15 protein-coding genes are annotated in these 18,599 nt (G+C 43.7%); 9 read left to right on the forward strand and 6 right to left on the reverse strand.

Annotated features, from left to right (window positions below; all coding sequences use genetic code 11):
• Positions 1-149 precede the first annotated feature (149 nt).
• Entirely contained in the window at positions 150-1,418 is a 1,269-nt protein-coding gene (locus tag ABIE26_RS11540; protein WP_310142861.1) for an asparagine synthetase B, read from the forward strand.
• On the opposite strand, the gene ABIE26_RS11545 is transcribed toward ABIE26_RS11540, so the two are convergent.
• Genes ABIE26_RS11545 through lpxK form a run of 3 tightly spaced genes read right to left on the reverse strand, consistent with a single transcriptional unit; the run spans position 1,415 to position 5,314 of the window.
• Complete coding sequence (locus tag ABIE26_RS11545; RefSeq protein WP_310142860.1) at positions 1,415-3,457, reverse strand: putative porin; 2,043 nt, start codon at positions 3,455-3,457, stop codon at positions 1,415-1,417. The two genes, ABIE26_RS11540 and ABIE26_RS11545, sit on opposite strands and share 4 nt — an antisense overlap.
• Positions 3,457-4,272 (reverse strand): purine-nucleoside phosphorylase, encoded by an 816-nt coding sequence (locus ABIE26_RS11550; RefSeq protein ID WP_310142859.1) that lies wholly within the window; start codon positions 4,270-4,272, stop codon positions 3,457-3,459. The genes ABIE26_RS11545 and ABIE26_RS11550 overlap by 1 nt, the downstream gene beginning before the upstream one ends.
• A complete protein-coding gene (gene lpxK / locus ABIE26_RS11555; protein WP_310142858.1) occupies positions 4,244-5,314 on the reverse strand; it encodes a tetraacyldisaccharide 4'-kinase in 1,071 nt (356 codons plus the stop codon). Before lpxK ends, ABIE26_RS11550 begins: the two co-directional genes overlap by 29 nt.
• 88 nt (positions 5,315-5,402) lie before the next feature.
• On the opposite strand from lpxK, the gene pruA reads away from it, so the two are divergent.
• Positions 5,403-7,031, forward strand: a complete 1,629-nt coding sequence (gene pruA / locus ABIE26_RS11560; RefSeq protein WP_310142856.1) for an L-glutamate gamma-semialdehyde dehydrogenase — start codon at positions 5,403-5,405, stop codon at positions 7,029-7,031.
• Positions 7,032-7,421: 390 nt separating this feature from the next.
• Here pruA and ABIE26_RS11565 read toward each other — a convergent pair whose 3' ends face one another.
• From ABIE26_RS11565 to ABIE26_RS11575, 3 genes are all read right to left on the reverse strand, one after another.
• Positions 7,422-8,093: a carbonic anhydrase gene (locus ABIE26_RS11565; RefSeq protein WP_310142855.1), complete on the reverse strand. Its 672-nt coding sequence runs from the start codon at positions 8,091-8,093 to the stop codon at positions 7,422-7,424.
• Positions 8,094-8,098: 5 nt separating this feature from the next.
• The gene (locus ABIE26_RS11570; protein ID WP_310142854.1) at positions 8,099-9,703 is read right to left on the reverse strand and encodes a SulP family inorganic anion transporter; all 1,605 of its coding nucleotides are present in this window, start codon (positions 9,701-9,703) and stop codon (positions 8,099-8,101) included.
• 82 nt (positions 9,704-9,785) lie between these two features.
• Positions 9,786-10,124, reverse strand: coding sequence for a hypothetical protein (locus ABIE26_RS11575; protein WP_310142851.1), 339 nt, complete (start codon positions 10,122-10,124; stop codon positions 9,786-9,788).
• A gap of 208 nt (positions 10,125-10,332) precedes the next feature.
• Between ABIE26_RS11575 and ABIE26_RS11580 the strand changes: the two genes are divergently transcribed.
• The 7 genes from ABIE26_RS11580 (at position 10,333) to ABIE26_RS11610 (ending at position 18,553) form a co-directional block, all read left to right on the forward strand.
• Positions 10,333-11,568: a porin gene (locus ABIE26_RS11580; protein ID WP_310142850.1), complete on the forward strand. Its 1,236-nt coding sequence runs from the start codon at positions 10,333-10,335 to the stop codon at positions 11,566-11,568.
• A gap of 35 nt (positions 11,569-11,603) precedes the next feature.
• Positions 11,604-13,145: an acyl-CoA carboxylase subunit beta gene (locus ABIE26_RS11585; RefSeq protein ID WP_310142848.1), complete on the forward strand. Its 1,542-nt coding sequence runs from the start codon at positions 11,604-11,606 to the stop codon at positions 13,143-13,145.
• The gene (locus ABIE26_RS11590; RefSeq protein ID WP_310142847.1) at positions 13,145-14,308 is read left to right on the forward strand and encodes an MFS transporter; all 1,164 of its coding nucleotides are present in this window, start codon (positions 13,145-13,147) and stop codon (positions 14,306-14,308) included. The genes ABIE26_RS11585 and ABIE26_RS11590 overlap by 1 nt, the downstream gene beginning before the upstream one ends.
• On the forward strand, positions 14,308-14,730 hold the full coding sequence (locus tag ABIE26_RS11595) for a GNAT family N-acetyltransferase (RefSeq protein WP_310142845.1): 423 nt from the start codon (positions 14,308-14,310) through the stop codon (positions 14,728-14,730). Before ABIE26_RS11590 ends, ABIE26_RS11595 begins: the two co-directional genes overlap by 1 nt.
• Positions 14,731-14,781: 51 nt before the next feature.
• Positions 14,782-15,900, forward strand: a complete 1,119-nt coding sequence (locus ABIE26_RS11600) for a M42 family metallopeptidase (RefSeq protein ID WP_310142843.1) — start codon at positions 14,782-14,784, stop codon at positions 15,898-15,900.
• Positions 15,901-16,001: 101 nt separating this feature from the next.
• Positions 16,002-17,555 carry a helicase HerA-like domain-containing protein gene (locus ABIE26_RS11605; protein WP_310142842.1) on the forward strand — a complete coding sequence of 518 codons (1,554 nt, stop codon included), beginning with the start codon at positions 16,002-16,004 and terminating at the stop codon, positions 17,553-17,555.
• A 98-nt stretch (positions 17,556-17,653) separates the two neighbouring features.
• On the forward strand, positions 17,654-18,553 hold the full coding sequence (locus ABIE26_RS11610; RefSeq protein WP_310142839.1) for a nucleotidyltransferase family protein: 900 nt from the start codon (positions 17,654-17,656) through the stop codon (positions 18,551-18,553).
• The last annotated feature ends 46 nt before the right edge of the window (positions 18,554-18,599 follow it).

The raw sequence follows: 18,599 nt of genomic DNA on the forward strand, positions 1-18,599 counted from the left end.
AGCAGAAAAGGTTTAGTGCCGGAGCGGTAAAAAGCTCGTTACAGGCAGTATCCACTAAGCCTGCACCAGGACTGATTTGGCTCCTCTTTCACTACAATTTACTTTTTTTAATAGCGTTATATCGTTACATTCGTACCAATGCCCATTTTATGACCGCAAAACGAATCCCAGTCTTGTTTTTTTTGCTGTGCTGCAGCATCGTAATGAAAGCTTCCTCCATTCTTATTTATATGGATGAAGATCAGAAGAACCATTTAAAAGCTTATGGAATTGCCTATTGGAGCATTAAACAGCAGGCCGATGTAAGCTGGCTTTTAAACTACCGGGGTGGCAGCTTTTTGGTGAAATACAATAAAGCAGTAGAGGACGAGTGTAAAGCCAGGGGCATTTCGTACCAGGTCCTGGCAGATGCCAAAGTAACCGGAATACTAAACGAAATCAGCAACCCCCAGGTAAATATGGAAATGGTAAAGCTGGAAAAAGCCCCAAAAATTGCCGTCTATTCGCCCAAAAGCAAATTACCATGGGACGATGCCGTAACCCTGGTGCTTACCTATGCCGAAATACCTTATGACGTGCTATACGATGATGAAGTACTAAAAGACAAATTGAGCGGCTACGATTGGCTGCATATGCATCATGAGGACTTTACCGGGCAGTTTGGTCGTTTCTGGGCCGCGTTCAGAAATGCCACCTGGTACAGGGAGGATGTGAAAAACCAAGAAGCGACCGCCAAAAGAAATGGCTTCAAAAAAGTTTCGGAGTTGAAGCTTGCCGTAGCAAAACGGATAAAGGAGTTCTGTGCTGGCGGAGGCTTTCTTTTTGCTATGTGCTCTGGTACCGACAGCTTCGATATCGCCCTTAGCGCCGAAGGCATTGACATTTGTGAAAAGATGTTTGATGGTGATCCGGCCGACCCCCAGGCGCAGGCAAAGATCAACTTTAACCGAACTTTCGCTTTTAAGGATTTTATGCTGGACCTGGACCCTTCCAATTACGAGTTTTCGGACATTGATGTAACACAAACCAGGAGCAGAGAATTAAATCAAAGCAATGATTTCTTTACCTTATTTGATTTCTCGGCAAAATGGGACCTGGTGCCCACTATGCTGACGCAAAATCACGACAAAGTGATCAAGGGTTTTATGGGACAGACCACCGCCTTCAGAAAGCGTCTGGTAAAGCCCAGCATTACTGTACTTGGCGAAAATAAAGGCGCCGAGGAAGTAAGATATTTAAACGGGGAAGTAGGTAAGGGCCAGTTTACTTTTTACGGAGGACATGATCCGGAAGATTATAAACACGAGGTGGGCGACCCGCCAACAGACCTGAACTTACACCCAAATTCTCCGGGGTACCGCTTGATCCTGAACAACGTGCTATTTCCCGCAGCTAAAAAGAAACCTCAGAAAACTTAGTCGTAAAAATTCCATTGCACACCAAACTTGAACAATAAGCGGTCCTGCATCGGATACTGGTTAATGGTATAATATCCCTTAATCGGAAAGCCTTGGTTCACATAGTCGCACTTCACAAACAGATTGGCTTTTCTTAAACTGGCTTTTACCCAAACGTCAACAATTGGCGTGCTTTCAAAAGTCTTGTTGTCTACACCTATATAAAACTGACTCGAAGCTGGCGAGTATGCATAGTTTTTGTAGGGCGTATTGTAACGAATATCAAATCCGACATTGGTTTTAAGAGCCTTAAAGAAAGTTTGATTGATATAAAAAGTATTGAAAGTATAAACCTCTGGTGTACGTAATATATCAGGGTTGTCCGTTTTCTGATAAACCAGGTAACTCTCCAGGTTAAATTTACCCCAGCGGAACTTTTTACCAATGGCAATTTTTAACAGGTTAACACTACTGCCGAGCTGGGCAGGCATAATTGTCAATCGTTCTGCTTCCGTGGCATTTGCATCAGCTGCCCTCGATTTAAAATACAGATAATTGGTAATGAGATAATATTGCGCTGTAGCATCCAATTTTAATTGCTCATTCAGGTATTTAAAAGAAAAATTAATGGTCTTGGTCCGGTCGAAGCTGTTGCCATTTACATCACCCCGCCAGTTGTAATGATTTCCCACAAAACGGTTATAAATTTCCTCCGGAGATTTGTTCTGGAAATAAGCCCCGAGCACTACCCTTCCTACTGAATTGCTAAGCAGCACGTTGCTCTTTGCCTCATACAGAAAATCGCCGGTATGCCTGCCCTGAAAAATCTGTTCTACATCCAGGTTCAGGTCTATCCGATTACTAAACCTGTAACCTGCCGAGCCTAGTAAAGTGATGTTCTGAAAGGTCGAATTGTACTTGTAAAAAGTACTCGAATCAGGATACATACCCAACTGCGTGTAGTTGTAGTAATCGTGCCGGATACCCGCATCTATCTTCAACTCATTTTTAATAATCGCACTCGATTTTGCCCTTAGAAAAAAACTATACACAAACTCATTCTGCATGTGCTTATAAAGGGTACTGTCGTTGGTAAATTTAGGGTCGGCAAAACCTTCCGGAATTACAGAGTGATCATCATCTTCATTCTTCTGAAATGCGTAAGAACGCTTATCGTATTTAAAAGTGTAGGCAATTTTGTTGGTAGGCAAGATCTTATCCGATATTTCCTGGGCCAGACTGTCTATACGCCCAACAAAATAGGTTTGCTTGAGCATAAAAGAGCCCTGCCGCCATATCTGCCTGGCATTGTTTAAACGCACCCTTTCGGCTATCCGGTTTAGTCCAAGCTGGGCGGGTGAAGTATAAATGCTGTCGTTGCCAATAGAACCATTCTCAGCTGCCTTCAAAGTATTGAAGATGGCATTGCTCCATAAATTATAACGTTTATTGGGCGATTCGTACCAGGCAAACAATGCCCCGTTCAAATCGTCTCCCCTTTGACGGGCATAAATACCATTGGCACCAATCCGGTTAAAATTTGCCCCCACATTAAAGTTTTTCTTAACATTCTGGGAGTGGATCACTTTAAAAACCTGTTCTGCATCTCCTGCCGCCACATAGTACAAACTGGTAAAAGGTGTTCTGGCTTTATAGTATTTAATGTCGTCCTGTGTCATTGCATAATAATCCAGTGCATGAAAGCCAGCATCAAAGCCAATTGTTTTTGAAGGTTCAAACAGCATTGGCATAGCTGCCAGCCCCAGGTTACCGGTACCTACTGTCGGCCGTCTCGGCTGTACAAGCACACTAAAGTTTTGAAAGCCATTTAAGCTCGTATCCAGTGCCAGTGTTTGAATGCTGTCTTTAGTAAGCTTTAGGGTAGTATAGCGTACATATTTAGAAGTGAAGATCACAGAATCCATCCCCCCTTCCTCCTTCTTACGCAAAGAATCCAGTTCTTTATTCTCTCTTACTGTAGTTTTTAAATCCTGTGCATACAAATGCCCGGTACTTAAACCTGCAAGCAAAAGAACTAATAAAACAATGCGTTTATACATTATAGCGTCGAAATTAACTGGCTCAATATCTTAGTCATTTTGGGTTCAGCAGCACTTGCAGTCTCCAGGATCTCATCCAGGCTAACCGGCTGCAGCTCCTCCGGGAAACCTTCGTCTGTCAATACAGAGATGGCAAACACAGGTACACTCATATGGTTGGCTACAATAACTTCCGGCACGGTACTCATCCCAACGGCATCGCCTCCAATGATCCTTAAATATTTGTATTCGGCCCTTGTTTCCAGGTTGGGGCCTGTTACTGACACATATACGCCCTGGTGACAAGTAATACCTTCTTTTTCAGCAATCTGCATTGCACTTGCAATGAGTTTACGGCTGTAGGGCTGGCTCATATCGGGAAACCTTGGTCCCATATCGGCTTCATTATGTCCCCTAAGCGGACTTTCCGGTTGCAGGTTAATGTGATCATTAATGATCATCAGGTCGCCCTTCTTAAAATCAGGATTCAAAGAGCCCGCAGCATTCGATACAAAAAGACAATGTATTCCCAGAGCCTTCATTGCCCTGATGGGAAAAGTAATCTGCTGCATGCTGTATCCCTCATAATAGTGCAAACGGCCCTGCATTGCCATTACCCGCTTGCCTTTAAGGGTCCCAAAAATCAGCTTCCCTGAATGGAACTCTAAAGTAGAGATTGGGAAATTAGGGATATTGGAATACATTAAACTGAATTCGATTTCCATCTCCGTTACAAGACCGCCAAGGCCTGTTCCTAAAACAATTCCAATCTCGGGCTGGAAATTATTGGTTTTGCGCTTTATATACTCAACGGTTTCGTGTAGTGCCTGAAACATAATTTAAAATCTTTTGATCAAATGTAGCTTTATCTTTTTCCTGCAGCTCAATTTTAATGGGCAAATAAAAGACAGGTAAATTTAACAGTAATTCTTTTAAAGTAACAGCTAATAAACGCTGTGCATCCTTTTCTGTTGTGATGATGATCTTTTCTTTTGAGCGTTCATTTTTAAACGCATTAACCAGCTGCGTTATATTTTGCCTGCTGAACTGGTGATGGTCGGGATAATTGTACTGTGCAATGTGATTTGAATATCCTTTTAAATGTGCCAGTAAAGGTGCCGGATTAGCTATTCCGGTAAGTAAAAACACGGTTGTATCTTTCTTAAGGGTATCGCAGGCCTGTTCCACACCAGAAAACAGGTGCTTCAGGTTTCCATAGCTGATAAAAGAAAAGGATAATTCGCCGGCCGGTATATCCCCAAACTTTTTTTTGCAGGCCGCACTTTCGATGGCATCAGGCTGTACCGGAGCTTTGGTAACCAGTAATGCCTGTGCCCGCTTGTAGCCGCTAAAGGGCTCTCTTAAATTCCCGGCAGGCAGCAGAAACTGCCAGCTCAGTAATTTCTGATACTCAAAAAGCAAAATGCTGAAACCTGGTTTTACCCTTCGGTGCTGGTAGGCATCATCTAAAATAATCAGGTCATGACTATCCTTTAACCGATTGATGCCATGAACACGATCTTCACATACCGCCACAGTAACATGTCTGAATTTACTGTAAAACTGCATGGGCTCATCGCCAATGGTTTGTGCATTGGCATTTTCATCGGCCAGTATAAAACCCCTCGTTTTCCGGCCATAGCCCCTGCTCAGGATGGCTATTTTATAACCCTTTAACAAATGAACCAGGTATTCGGTTACCGGGCTCTTACCGGAGCCGCCAACCACCAGGTTACCCACACAAATTACAGGCAGGTCAAAGCTGGCCGACTTAAACAGCCCGATGTCGTAGCATTTATTTCTGCACACCACTACGATGCCGTAAAGGGCAGAAAAGGGAAGCAGCAGTAAGCGCAGGTATTTTATCATATTCAGCATTCAAAAATAGGAATTATTAAGCGCCTTATAAGTATTACCCACGTAATAAAAAATTACCTTACCTTTGTAAAAAATAACTTATTATACCATGCTTAAAGGATTTTTTAACGTACCAACCCCTGTTAATGAGCCCATCCTGGGTTATGCACCTGGAAGTAAAGAACGTGAACTGCTAATGGCTGCTATTGCCGATGCCCGTTCAAAACAAATTGAGATACCAATGCACATTGCAGGTAAGGAAGTACATACCGACAATAAAGGAAAAGTTACTCCGCCGCACGATCATCAACATATACTTGGACAATTCAGCAAAGGAGATAAAAGTCATGTATCGCAAGCTATTGATGCAGCTTTAGCTGCCAAAGCTGATTGGGAAAACCTGGCCTGGGAGCACCGTGCGGCAATATTTTTGAAAGCTGCAGATTTAATTGCTGGTCCGTACCGTTATAAACTGAACGCTGCAACCATGCTGGGCCAGAGCAAAAATGCCTATCAGGCAGAGATTGATTCGGCATGTGAGCTGATCGACTTCTTACGCTTCAATGTGAGCTATATGGCCGACATTTATAAGCAACAGCCCCCTGTATCGCCTAGAGGATCATGGAACAGGGTTGAACAGCGCCCACTTGAGGGTTTTGTATTTGCCCTTACCCCATTTAACTTTACAGCCATTGCAGGTAACCTGCCAACATCTGCCGCCATGATGGGTAACGTAGTGGTGTGGAAACCAGCAAACACACAGATTTTTGCTGCCAACGTTTTAATGGAGATCTTTAAAGAAGCAGGATTGCCTGATGGGGTAATTAACCTGGTTTACGTATCCGGTCCGGATGCTGGTGAGGTAATTTTTAACCACCCTGATTTTGCAGGTATTCACTTTACAGGTTCTACCGGAGTATTCCAGAACATCTGGAAAACCATCGGAAACAACATCCATAAGTTCAAAACCTACCCACGCATTGTAGGCGAAACCGGTGGTAAAGATTTTATCCTGGTGCATGGCTCTGCTGAAGCTGAGGCTTCCAGTACAGCAATCATACGCGGCGCTTTTGAATACCAGGGACAGAAATGCTCTGCAGCTTCACGTGTGTATGTTGCCAAAAGCATCTGGCCGAAAGTAAAGGAATTTATGCAGCGCGATCTGGCTACCTTTAAAATGGGCGGCACCGAAGATTTCAGCAACTTCATTAACGCGGTGATCGACGAGAACTCATTTGACAAACTGGCCAAATACATCGACGAAGCTAAGAAAGATAAAGGGGTCGAGATCATTGCAGGTGGCGGCTACAACAAAACCAAAGGTTATTTTATTGAACCTACTGTACTTGTAGTAGATGACCCGAAATATACTACCATGTGCGAAGAGCTTTTCGGACCAGTCTTGACGATCTATGTATATGACGACAAAGACTTCGATAAAGTATTGAACATCATTGATACTACTTCTATATACGCCTTAACCGGAGCTGTAATTGCGCAGGACCGTTATGCTATTGAGAAAGCTACACATGCCCTGAGAAATGCTGCCGGTAACTTTTACATCAACGACAAATGTACAGGTGCAGTTGTTGGACAGCAGCCTTTTGGCGGTGCAAGAGGTTCTGGCACCAACGATAAGGCGGGTTCTATGATCAATCTTTTACGCTGGGTATCGCCACGTGCAATAAAAGAAACTTTCGATCCGCCAAAAGATTACAGGTACCCTTTCCTGGGATAGATTGGAAATAACCGTTCTCTTCGAAGTCTGGAACAAGTTGCGCTGAAAAAGCGCAAATTATTCCCAGGTCTCCTCTGAGAAGGTAATTTTCAGGTTAAGCAAGGGTGTTAAGTAAAGTTGTTAAATAGACGGCATGCTAAACAAATTGCTTAATCAATAGTATTGAAAGTACTAGAGAACCTTAGATAAAAGCGAAAAGCTCCAAGTGACGAAACTTGGAGCTTTTCTTTTATATAATGCTTTTAGCATTACTTAGCATTCTGTCTGCCAGGCTTGGCTAACCACCTTACTTAACCTCCCTGCTTAACCTGAAAATTACCTTCTCAGAGGAGACCTGGGAAAATTTTGTCCTTCTTCAGGACAAAGGTTCCCAGGCTCCGAAGAAAACGGTTATTTTCCTGCCTTCATTTTGAACACCGGCGAAATGTCATCAGCACTTGATGCACTTACCTGCATATCAGAGATCAATCCTGTTTTCAGGCTATAAACCCAGGCATGAACGGACAGTTCCTGTCCTGATGCCCAGGCGTTCTGCACAATAGAAGTACTCATCACATTGGCTGCACCTTCTATGGCGTTCAGCTCAACCAAACGGTCAGACCTTTTTTGCGGGTCTTTGATGGTCGACATTTCACGCTCATGTATGCGGATCACATCTTTGATGTTCCTTAACCAGTTGTCGATTAAACCTACCTGTTTATCTCCCAGTGCTGCATTTACACCTCCGCAGCCGTAATGGCCGCAAACAATGATGTGCTTTACCTTAAGTACGTTTACCGAATAATCCAGTACACTTAACAGGTTCATGTCCGTATGTGTAACCACATTGGCAATGTTACGGTGTACAAAGATATCGCCCGGCATCGTATTGGTGATCTGGTTGGCAGGCACACGACTGTCTGAACAGCCTATCCACAATACAGGCGGGGCCTGACCGGCAGACAGGCGGTCAAAAAACTGAGGGTCTTCTTTTAGCGTAGCTGCAACCCACTCCTTGTTTCCCTTTAATAAACTATCGTAAGTAATATCTTCGTTATGTTGTTTTTCTAATTTAGCGCACATGATATTTAATTGTTAATTTCTTCTATGACTTTGTGATTTAACTTGGGCACGATATACTGCGCCTTAACATTTTCGAGCGTTACAATAATACCCTTAGTATAGGCATTATGTTTGTAATTAAAAATAGTTTCCAAAACATCGGGATCTATATATCTCGAGTTTGTTCCATCAATAATTACATTGGTTTCTTTAGGAATCTTGTTCAGTACCACCTGTATAGCAGCTTTGTTGAGGAAAGAGACTTCCTCTGCCAGTTTAATCCTGATGTTTTTCTTGTTGCCTTCTTCCTGGATTTTGTAGAAGAACGGATTACGCATATTGGTACGCAGCAGGTAAAACACAGAGATCAGCATGCCTATGGCCACCCCTTTTAACAGGTCGGTAAGCAATACGGCAACAATGGTAACCACAAAAGGAACAAACTGGTCCCATCCCTTATGATACATGTGCTTAAATAAAGCTATTCTAGTTAATTTATAACCTGTTACCAATAGTATAGCTGCTAAACATGCCAAAGGTATCATATTTATCAGACCTGGGATAAAAAGCAGCGACAAAAGTAACCAGGTTCCGTGAAAAATTGCAGACATCTTTGTCCGCCCGCCTGCGTTAACGTTGGCCGAACTGCGGACAATAACCGAAGTCATGGGCAAACCACCCAACATCCCGCTCACCATATTTCCGGCACCCTGGGCCATCAATTCCCTGTTTGTAGGTGATACACGTTTGATCGGATCTATTTTATCAATAGCCTCAATACTCAGCAAGGTTTCCAGACTGGCTACAACGGCTATCGTTGCTGCAACTACCCATACTTTACTATTGGTAATCTGAGAAAAATCAGGTGTAGTAAAAAGCCCCATAAATTCCGACCAGCCATTGACTACCGGGATAGCTACCATTTGCTCTGCTTTTAACGCATAACCTGTACCCTGAAAGGCCAGTGTTAAGCCAATACCCAATATGACCACAATCAGCGGAGCCGGGATCAGGCTTAATTTTTTAAACTTAGGCCACAACACTAATATGGCAATCGAAAGAGCACTGATCACTATTGCTGCCACACTGAAATGATTGAGGGCTCCACCTATAGCCGAGAATGTGTTTTCATGGTCCTTCTGAAAAAAACTTTCATCACCAAAAAAATCAGAGTCCACACCCAGGGCATGAGGCGTTTGCTTCAGGATCAATGTCAAACCAATGGCAGCCAGCATCCCTTCAATTACACTTGAAGGAAAGTAGTTACCAATGGTACCGCCCTTTAATAAGCCAAGGATCAGCTGCATAGCCCCCGCCAATACTACCGCCAATATAAAAATCTGGTATCCACCCAATTGCCCTATGGCACCCAAAACAATTGCAGTAAGCCCCGCCGCCGGCCCGCTTACACTTAACTGCGAACCGCTTAAGCTGGCTACTACAATACCGCCTACCACACCGGTAATCAAACCGGCAAACAAGGGAGCCCCGGATGCCAGCGCAATACCCAGACAGAGGGGCAGCGCAACCAGGAATACCACTATACTAGCGGGCAAATCCTTCTTTAAATTCTTTTTTAAGATATACTTCTTCACTTCCAGTCTCGAAAAGACTGAGTTTCCACTTTGCATAAAACTATGTTTTAATGTTCTAACTAATTTCTAAAAAATGCACGACAATCTCTTTTATAAGGGACGGTCACACCTGTAAAAATCAGCAGTGGTTGGGAGGCGGCGTAGGTACGGATGGGTGGAAAGGATCTACATACCGTTTAAAGTGATCAATAAAACTGTTATTAATTCCAAAATGACTGAGTACAGCCGAGAAGCTATAGTCATAATGCATGTCAACCTTATAATCGCAAAGCTTTACTTTTGCTTTACCACTATCGCCATCAGCACTATGCTCTACTTCGATCTGCATGATCACAGCATTCATGATCTCTTTATCAATATGATTAAAAAACACTGGGGCACCGGAAATCACCATCTTTGCAGAAAAGATGCCCAAAAAGGCAATGATGATCAACAAACGGTATTTCCTTAAAAACATTTATTTAATTGTGTGTGTTTTTTGTTTCAATTTTTTCAAAAATAAGGCCAAAATACCCGAACAAACAAATTGTCATGTAATAAAAATGTAATTTAGTTGTGATCAAACATAGCGCTGGTGCCACTGAAGTTTAAAATAAACTCGCTTGTTATAGGAAAACGAAGCATTAAACGTATTTTAGCCCCTTTAAATATTTTTACCTGCTTTTATGAAATTAATACCCTTAGGTCTGCTTCTTTTTTGCGCTGTTTTTACTTTTGCACAAAGCAATAACGCGCCCTCAACCTATGATACGCACGAGATTGCCATAACAGGATACCTGCAAACACAATATCAAAGGGCACAATCGGCCGGTATACTCTCTTTTTCCGGAGGGGATTTTGCAAAAAACTCCAAAGACCGCTTTATGATCCGTAGGGGAAGGTTAAAAATAGACCGGGCCGATAAATATTCAAGTATCGTCTTTCAAATTGATGCCACACAAAACGGGGTCCAATTGATGGATGCCTTCATACAACTACACCGCCCCACTTCAAAGGCCCTGTTATTTACAGCAGGATTGTTTAACCGTCCTTTCGGGCATTCAATTGTTTATTCTTCAGGCTACCGGGACTTCCCCGAACGGGCAAGAGTATTTCAAACCTTAATGCCCCGTGAAAGGGATCTGGGTGCAATGCTTACTTTCAGGCCCGACGGCAAATTTCATTTCCTTACCGCCGAAGTTGCTGTAATAAATGGCAGCGGCCATTCGGCCAGGGATTATGACTCGAAAAAAGATATTGTCGGCAACCTGGGCTTTAAGTTCGACAGCCTGGCCAATAAAAAACTGCATATCGGATTTGGCGGCTCCGTTTATCAGGGTTCTGTACGATCTGATACAGAAAGCTATTATAGCACCAACAGCAGTGGTTTCGTTAAAAATACCAGCCCCGAGTATGTAGACTGGAATGCCAAGCGCAATTATTACGGCGGGAACCTGCAGCTGCAATGCGACAATACCTTCGGGACTACCCTTTTTAAAGCAGAATATATAGGTGGTACACAACCAGGTGTGGCCAGTTCATCCAGTATAACCGGTCCTGTAGCCAGTCAGAGCTTTGCTGCCCAACCCGCTACCGATCTTTATTTACGCCCCTTTTCGGGTTATTATTTATGGCTGACCCAACAGATCGCAAAAAGCAGGTTTACTGCGCTCCTGGCCTATGATTCTTATGACCCGAACAGCGACATCAAAGAGGCACAGATCGGCGCGCCCGGAAGCAATACCACTGCCGGCGACATTAAGTTCAACACCCTGGGCTATGGCATGGCCTGCCTCATCAATTCAAGAATGAAATTAACGGTTTACAACGAACATGTAGTGAACGATCCGACCCAGCTGCCAGGCTATCTTGAAGATCTGAAAGATGATGTATTTACCGTAAGGCTGCAATACCGCTGGTAACAATATATTTATGATATTTGACAAAATCATTTTAAATGAAGAATAAAATAGAGCTCCTCCAGGATAAAATTAAACAGGCAAAAGCCGGCGGTGGCGAAGCCAGGATTGAAAGTCAGCATAAAAAAGGAAAACTTACCGCCCGGGAAAGGATCCATTTTTTAATGGACGAAAACTCTTTTGAAGAGATCGGAATGATGGTAACCCACAGGAGTACCGATTTTGGAATGGAGCGTGAAAAGTATCTGGGCGATGGGGTAGTTACAGGCTATGGCAACATCAATGGCCGGCTTGTTTATGTGTTTTCGCAGGATTTCACCGTGTTTGGGGGCTCTCTCTCAGAAACCCATGCCGAAAAAATCTGTAAGATCATGGATATGGCCATGAAAAATGGAGCTCCGGTAATCGGTTTGAACGACAGCGGCGGTGCCCGTATTCAGGAAGGTGTGGTTTCATTGGGCGGATATGCCGATATATTTTACAGAAATGTGCAGGCTTCCGGTGTCGTGCCTCAGTTATCGGCCATTATGGGCCCATGTGCAGGCGGCGCAGTATATTCTCCGGCCATTACAGACTTTATATTAATGGTCGAAAACACCTCTTATATGTTTGTTACAGGCCCTAACGTGGTTAAAACTGTAACTCATGAAGAGGTCAGTTCAGAAGAACTGGGGGGTGCATCTACACATGCCACAAAATCCGGCGTAACCCATTTTGCCTGCGCCAATGAGCTGGATGCCATCACCCATGTCAAAAGATTGCTCAGCTACATGCCGCAAAACTGCGAAGAAGTACCGGCCTCACTACCCTATGAAATGGGTGATGAAAACAGGGCTGCACTCAACGATATCATGCCGCAAAATGCAAACCAGCCTTACGACATCAGAAGTGTAATAGAAGATACCGTGGACAGCGACAGCTTTCTGGAGGCACATAAAGACTATGCAGAGAACATAGTGGTAGGCTTTGCGCGACTGGCCGGCCGAAGCATTGGCATTGTAGCCAATCAGCCTGCATACCTGGCAGGGGTTTTAGACAACCATGCTTCAACAAAGGCAGCCAGGTTTGTCCGTTTCTGCGACTGCTTCAACATCCCTTTGCTTGTTTTTGAAGATGTCCCGGGTTTCCTTCCGGGAACGGATCAGGAATGGAATGGAATTATCAGCAATGGTGCCAAATTGCTTTATGCCTTTAGTGAGGCTACCGTGCCCCGCATTACTGTAATCACAAGAAAAGCCTATGGGGGTGCTTACGATGTCATGAACTCTAAACATATAGGTGCCGACATGAATTACGCCTGGCCCACTGCAGAAATTGCAGTAATGGGTGCAAAAGGAGCCGCAGAGATCATCTTCAAAAAAGAAATCACCAATGCGGAAAAACCTGAAGAGAAATGGCTGGAAAAGGAAAAACTCTATTCAGACACCTTTGCAAACCCTTATCGCGCCGCTGAAAGGGGATTTATAGATGAGGTGATAGAACCGGCGCAAACCCGGATTAAATTGATCAAAGCATTTAAAATGCTGGAAAATAAAGTAGTGAATACTCCGCGTAAAAAGCACGGAAATATCCCATTATAATGCAGCTTAGTCGTACCGATGTCTTATTGATGGCTTTTTGTACGGGGCTTATTGTCGCAAACATTTATTACTGCCAGCCCCTGGTGATACTTGTAGCACGCGAGTTCAATCTGAGTGAAAGTTATGCCGGCAGGATCACCTACCTTACACAGGCGGGTTATGCACTGGGCTTATTTTTACTCGTGCCCCTGGGCGATATGTTTGAACGCCGCAGGCAAATCCTGATGATCACCGGTTTGGCTGTGGCCGCATTGCTGCTCGCGGCCTTTTCGCATACCTTTTTGCTGCTGCAAATCGCATGCGTGCTGATTGGCGCCAGCTCCATCATCCCGCAACTCATTTTGCCTATGGCTGCTAACCTTACTTCTGATGAAAAAAGAGGTCCTACCATTGGTATAATTATGAGCGGATTGCTGATTGGTATCCTCGCCTCGCGGGCAGTAAGCGGAAGCGTGGGTTTTTTATGGGGCTGGCGGTCGATGTATTTTATTGCTGCCGGCATCTGCTTTCTTTTGCTTTTACTTATGGCTAAACGTTTTCCTCAAAGCAAACCCTCCTTTACAGGGTCCTATGGCAAGTTGATGTCGTCCATGTGGGGTTACATCAAAACACAACCGGTACTGCGGGAGGCTTCCATCATTAATTTTCTGGCCTTCGCTATCCTTAGTGCATTCTGGACAACCATGGTATTGTTTCTGGCCAATCCCCCATTTAATTTTCAAACCCTGCAAATTGGCCTGTTCGGAATTGCAGGTGCAGCTGGCGCCCTGGCAGCCCCTTTGATGGGTAAATTGAGCAGCGGACAAAACCCACGTAAAAATCTGCTGACCGGTCTCCTGTTGCAGCTCATCAGTATTGCGGCTTTCTATTTTACCGGAAGCCACCTCTACCTTTTTATAGCCGGAATTATCTTAATAGATATCGGCCAGCAGGCTATACACGTTACCAACCAGACCAGGATCTACACTTTAGTCCCCGAAGCAAGGAACCGCCTGAACACCATTTTCATGTCAGTAAGCTTTGTAGGTGCCTCCGTTGGCTCCGCTTTCGGGTTGTGGTTATGGGAAAAAGGGCAATGGCATTTATTCTGCCTGGGTACCAGTCTGGTGGTGGTGTTAAATATACTGATCTATAATTTCTATAGCCATAAAATAAAAACCTGATGATGCAGAAAGTCCGGATTGAACAGATCAGTTTTGATTTAACCTGGCGCATCAGGCATGAAGTGATGTACCCTGACCTGCCTTTTGACAGCATCAAACTGGACAACGACAAAGAAGGCACCCATTTTGGCTTGTATGTTGAGGATGAACTGACTGCAGTAGTTTCGCTGTTCCATAAAAACGACAGTTATCAGTTCAGAAAATTTGCAACAATTGTTGCTGCGCAGGGCAAAGGCTATGGAGCCCGGTTACTTGAATACCTCGTGTCTTATGTAAAAAATGCGGGCGGTAAAAAATTGTGGTGTAATGCCCGTGTTTCCGCTACTGGTTTTTACAGCAAATTTGGCTTTGCAACAACCCATCAAACTAGCGTAAGTAAGGGGATTGACTTTGTCATTATGGAGTTACAACTGAACAATTAGACCCAGGGTTAACGCCCGATTTATATATTTGCTTAGATTAAAAATAAAATAATGGCTAAAAAGAAAGACGACAAACAGAATCATGTTTCTGTGGTTACTAAAAAATCGCTCCAGTTTTTTGAAGAATATATCAATAACCCATCCCCTACCGGATTTGAATATCCAGGCCAGAAATTATGGCTCGACTATTTAAAACCTTATATAGATGAGAGCTTTATAGACAACTATGGTACTGCCGTAGGTGTAATTAACCCTAAAGCAGAATTTAAAGTGGTGATTGAAGCCCACGCTGATGAAATTTCCTGGTTCGTCAATTATATTACCGCAGATGGATTGATTTACGTGATCCGCAACGGTGGTTCCGATCACCAGATTGCCCCTTCCAAACGGGTAAATATCCATACCGATAAAGGAATGGTTAAAGCCGTATTTGGCTGGCCTGCTATCCATACCCGTAACGGCGGAGAAAAAGAAGAAGCCCCTGCACTGAAAAATATATTTCTGGATTGCGGCTGTACCAGCAAGGAAGAAGTAGAAAAACTGGGTATCCACGTGGGTTGTGTGATTACCTATGAAGATGAATTTATGGTGCTAAACGACCGTTACTATGTAGGCAGGGCGCTCGACAACAGGGCCGGTGGTTTTATGATCGCCGAAGTAGCCCGTCTGCTTAAAGAAAACAAAAAGAAACTCCCGTTTGGCCTGTACATCGTAAATTCCGTACAGGAAGAAATCGGGCTTCGGGGCGCAGAAATGATCGCCGACAGAATTAAACCTCATGTGGCCATTGTTACCGACGTAACCCACGATACCACTACCCCAATGATCAACAAGATCACTCAGGGCGATCTTGCCTGCGGTAAAGGGCCTGTGGTTTCCTATGCGCCAGCTGTTCAAACCAACCTGAACAAACTGCTGATCGAAACCGCTGAGAAAAACAACATTCCTTTCCAGCGCCAGGCATCTTCGCGTTCAACCGGAACAGATACAGATGCATTTGCCTACTCTAATGGCGGGGTTCCTTCCGCGCTGATCTCGCTGCCCCTACGCTATATGCATACCACGGTAGAAATGATCCATAAGGAAGATGTAGACAATGTCATCAGCCTGATCTACCACTCCCTGCTGAACATAAAGAAAGACCACGATTTCAGATATTCAAATTCATAAGCGCCATAAAGGCCTGCTGCCAACACCAGCAGGCCTTTATTTTTTAAAAACGAGCGCTTTTGTTACTTTTATAGTTCTTCGTACACAAAAACATTTTACTCATGAGCAATCAGTCAGCAAAATTTATAGAAAAGATCAAAGCGTCCTATAAGCCCAGCGGATCGTATATTTACCTTGGGGCCGGTATATTAGATGGTGAAGTATTGTCTGATGCCGAGATCAACCTGTCGCTGCACATGATGAACAGACACGGACTGGTAGCAGGTGCAACCGGAACGGGAAAAACGCGTACCCTGCAATTGCTTTCCGAACAATTGTCAGATGCAGGTGTACCGGTATTTATGCTGGATGTAAAAGGCGACCTGTCCGGATTAAATCAACCTGGTGCCGTCAACCCCAAAATAGAGGACAGGGCAAAACAACTCAATAAGCCCTTTAGTCCTGCCGGCTTCCCATTGGAAGTTTATTCTTTATCCGGAAAACTAGGCGCCCAGATGAGGGCAACCGTTCTTGAATTTGGTCCTGTTTTGCTGGCCAAAATACTGGACCTCAATGATACCCAGACCGGTGTACTTGCCGTTATCTTTAAGTATGCCGACGACAATAAAATGCCGATCATCGACCTTAACGACCTTAAAAAACTGGTCTCTTACCTATCGGGCGAAGAAGGTGCTGAAGAGATCAAAGAGTCCTACGGAAAAATATCAACCGCCACCTCGGGCACCATTTTAAGAAAAATAGTAGCCATAGAACAACAGGGCCTTGGTGCTATGTTTGGCGAACGTTCTTTTGATATTGAAGACCTTTTTGGGAAAGTTGATGGCAAAGGGGTGATCAGCCTGCTCAACATTTCCGATGTTCAGAACCAGCCGGTGCTCTATTCTACTTTTTTGTTAAGCCTCCTGGCAGAAATATTCTACAATATGCCCGAGGCCGGGGACCTGGACAAACCCAAGCTGGTTTTCTTTTTTGATGAAGCACACCTGCTGTTTAAAAACTCATCTAAAGCATTTTTAGAACAGATTGAAACCATCATCAGGCTGATCCGTTCTAAGGGCATAGGCGTGTTCTTTTGCACCCAGACGCCTACGGATGTACCAGAAAGTGTATTGTCTCAACTGGGTAACCGTATACAGCATGCCCTAAGGGTATTTACACCCAACGATGCAGATGCCATGAAAAAGACCGTAAATACCTATCCCACCTCAGAATTCTACAAGATCGACCAGATCTTAACTTCATTAGGGACCGGTCAGGCCCTGATCACTGTCCTGAATGAAAAAGGTATTCCTACAGAAGTGGCGGCCACCATGCTTACGCCGCCAAGGGCCATCATGGGCCCCTTAACCACGGCCGACTACAATGGATTAATCCAATCCAGCAGCATGACCGAAAAATACCAGGAAACCGTCGATCCGGAAAGTGCCTATGAGATTCTGACAAAAAGGGTAAATGACAGACAGGCAGAACAACAAACACAGGAACAGACCAGGGAAGAACAAACGCCTGCAAAAGGAGAAAAAAGCATTATTGAACGCGTAATGGGGGCGACCATTACCAGGCAGATTGGCAAAGAAATTGTAAGGGGATTGTTCGGTATGCTGACAGGGAAAAAACCAAGAAGCAGCGGCGGAAAAGGTATCTTCGGATTTTAAATAAAAAACTATCTTTACCTTAAACAAAAAATGTATTTTTAGCCCCGCGAAAAGTATCGTATTATATTGAATATTAACCTAATTACTATTTTTATTGAATGAAACCTACCTTATTAATACTAGCAGCCGGTATGGCAAGCCGTTATGGCAGCATGAAACAAATTGATGGCTTTGGACCAAATGGCGAAACCATCATAGATTATTCCATCTTCGACGCAATAAAAGCAGGTTTTGGTAAAGTAGTATTCATCATCAAAGAAGAATTTGTAGATAACTTCAAAGCCATCTTTGAACCAAAACTTCAAGGTAAAATTGCAACCGATTACGTATTCCAGAACTTCGATCTCAAACAGTTTGGCATTGAAGAGGAAATCTATCGCGAAAAACCATGGGGGACTGCACACGCCATCCTTTCTGCAAGAAATGTGATCAAAGAACCATTTTGTGTCATCAATGCAGATGATTATTATGGATTTGATGCCTTTAAAAAAATGGTTGATTTCCTTAGTACCGAAGCTACAGACAGCAACTACTCTATTGTAGGCTATCAGATCGGAAAAACTTTATCCGATTTCGGTTCTGTATCACGTGGTGTTTGCAAAACCAATGCAGCCGGCTATCTGGAAGAAATTACAGAACGTACACAGGTTTATAAAAAAGATGACGGGATTGTATATGAAGAAGGAGGCGTAGAGTATCCCTTAGAGTTTGACACTCCTGTTTCCATGAATTTCTGGGGTTTCACACCAGCCGTATTTAAACTGACCGAAGATCTGTTTAAAGTATTTGCGCTTGAAAATAAAGACAAACCAAAAGCAGAGTTCTTTATCCCTTTAATTGGTGAAAACCTGGTAAAAACAAATACGGCCAGTTTTAAAGTGATCCCAACAGACAACCAATGGTTCGGTGTAACTTATAAAGAAGACAAACCTTTTGTACAGGCAAGTATCGACCAATTGGTAAAAGATGGTACTTATCCTGAAAATCTCTGGAAATAATAAATAAGATTTATAATAAAAAAGGCCCCTGATCAAATGATCAGGG

Origin of the sequence: Pedobacter africanus (assembly GCF_040548825.1) — a bacterium.
Classification (GTDB): domain Bacteria; phylum Bacteroidota; class Bacteroidia; order Sphingobacteriales; family Sphingobacteriaceae; genus Pedobacter; species Pedobacter africanus_A.

Coding starts and splice junctions, on each gene's coding strand:
- ABIE26_RS11585 (WP_310142848.1), top strand. CDS start 11,604: ATGAAGAATAAAATAGAGCTCCTCCAGGATAAAATTAAACAGGCAAAA.
- lpxK (WP_310142858.1), bottom strand. CDS start 5,314: ATGCTGAATATGATAAAATACCTGCGCTTACTGCTGCTTCCCTTTTCT.
- ABIE26_RS11580 (WP_310142850.1), top strand. CDS start 10,333: ATGAAATTAATACCCTTAGGTCTGCTTCTTTTTTGCGCTGTTTTTACT.
- ABIE26_RS11590 (WP_310142847.1), top strand. CDS start 13,145: ATGCAGCTTAGTCGTACCGATGTCTTATTGATGGCTTTTTGTACGGGG.
- pruA (WP_310142856.1), top strand. CDS start 5,403: ATGCTTAAAGGATTTTTTAACGTACCAACCCCTGTTAATGAGCCCATC.
- ABIE26_RS11540 (WP_310142861.1), top strand. CDS start 150: ATGACCGCAAAACGAATCCCAGTCTTGTTTTTTTTGCTGTGCTGCAGC.
- ABIE26_RS11605 (WP_310142842.1), top strand. CDS start 16,002: ATGAGCAATCAGTCAGCAAAATTTATAGAAAAGATCAAAGCGTCCTAT.
- ABIE26_RS11610 (WP_310142839.1), top strand. CDS start 17,654: ATGAAACCTACCTTATTAATACTAGCAGCCGGTATGGCAAGCCGTTAT.
- ABIE26_RS11565 (WP_310142855.1), bottom strand. CDS start 8,093: ATGTGCGCTAAATTAGAAAAACAACATAACGAAGATATTACTTACGAT.
- ABIE26_RS11570 (WP_310142854.1), bottom strand. CDS start 9,703: ATGCAAAGTGGAAACTCAGTCTTTTCGAGACTGGAAGTGAAGAAGTAT.
- ABIE26_RS11575 (WP_310142851.1), bottom strand. CDS start 10,124: ATGTTTTTAAGGAAATACCGTTTGTTGATCATCATTGCCTTTTTGGGC.
- ABIE26_RS11600 (WP_310142843.1), top strand. CDS start 14,782: ATGGCTAAAAAGAAAGACGACAAACAGAATCATGTTTCTGTGGTTACT.
- ABIE26_RS11595 (WP_310142845.1), top strand. CDS start 14,308: ATGATGCAGAAAGTCCGGATTGAACAGATCAGTTTTGATTTAACCTGG.
- ABIE26_RS11550 (WP_310142859.1), bottom strand. CDS start 4,272: ATGTTTCAGGCACTACACGAAACCGTTGAGTATATAAAGCGCAAAACC.
- ABIE26_RS11545 (WP_310142860.1), bottom strand. CDS start 3,457: ATGTATAAACGCATTGTTTTATTAGTTCTTTTGCTTGCAGGTTTAAGT.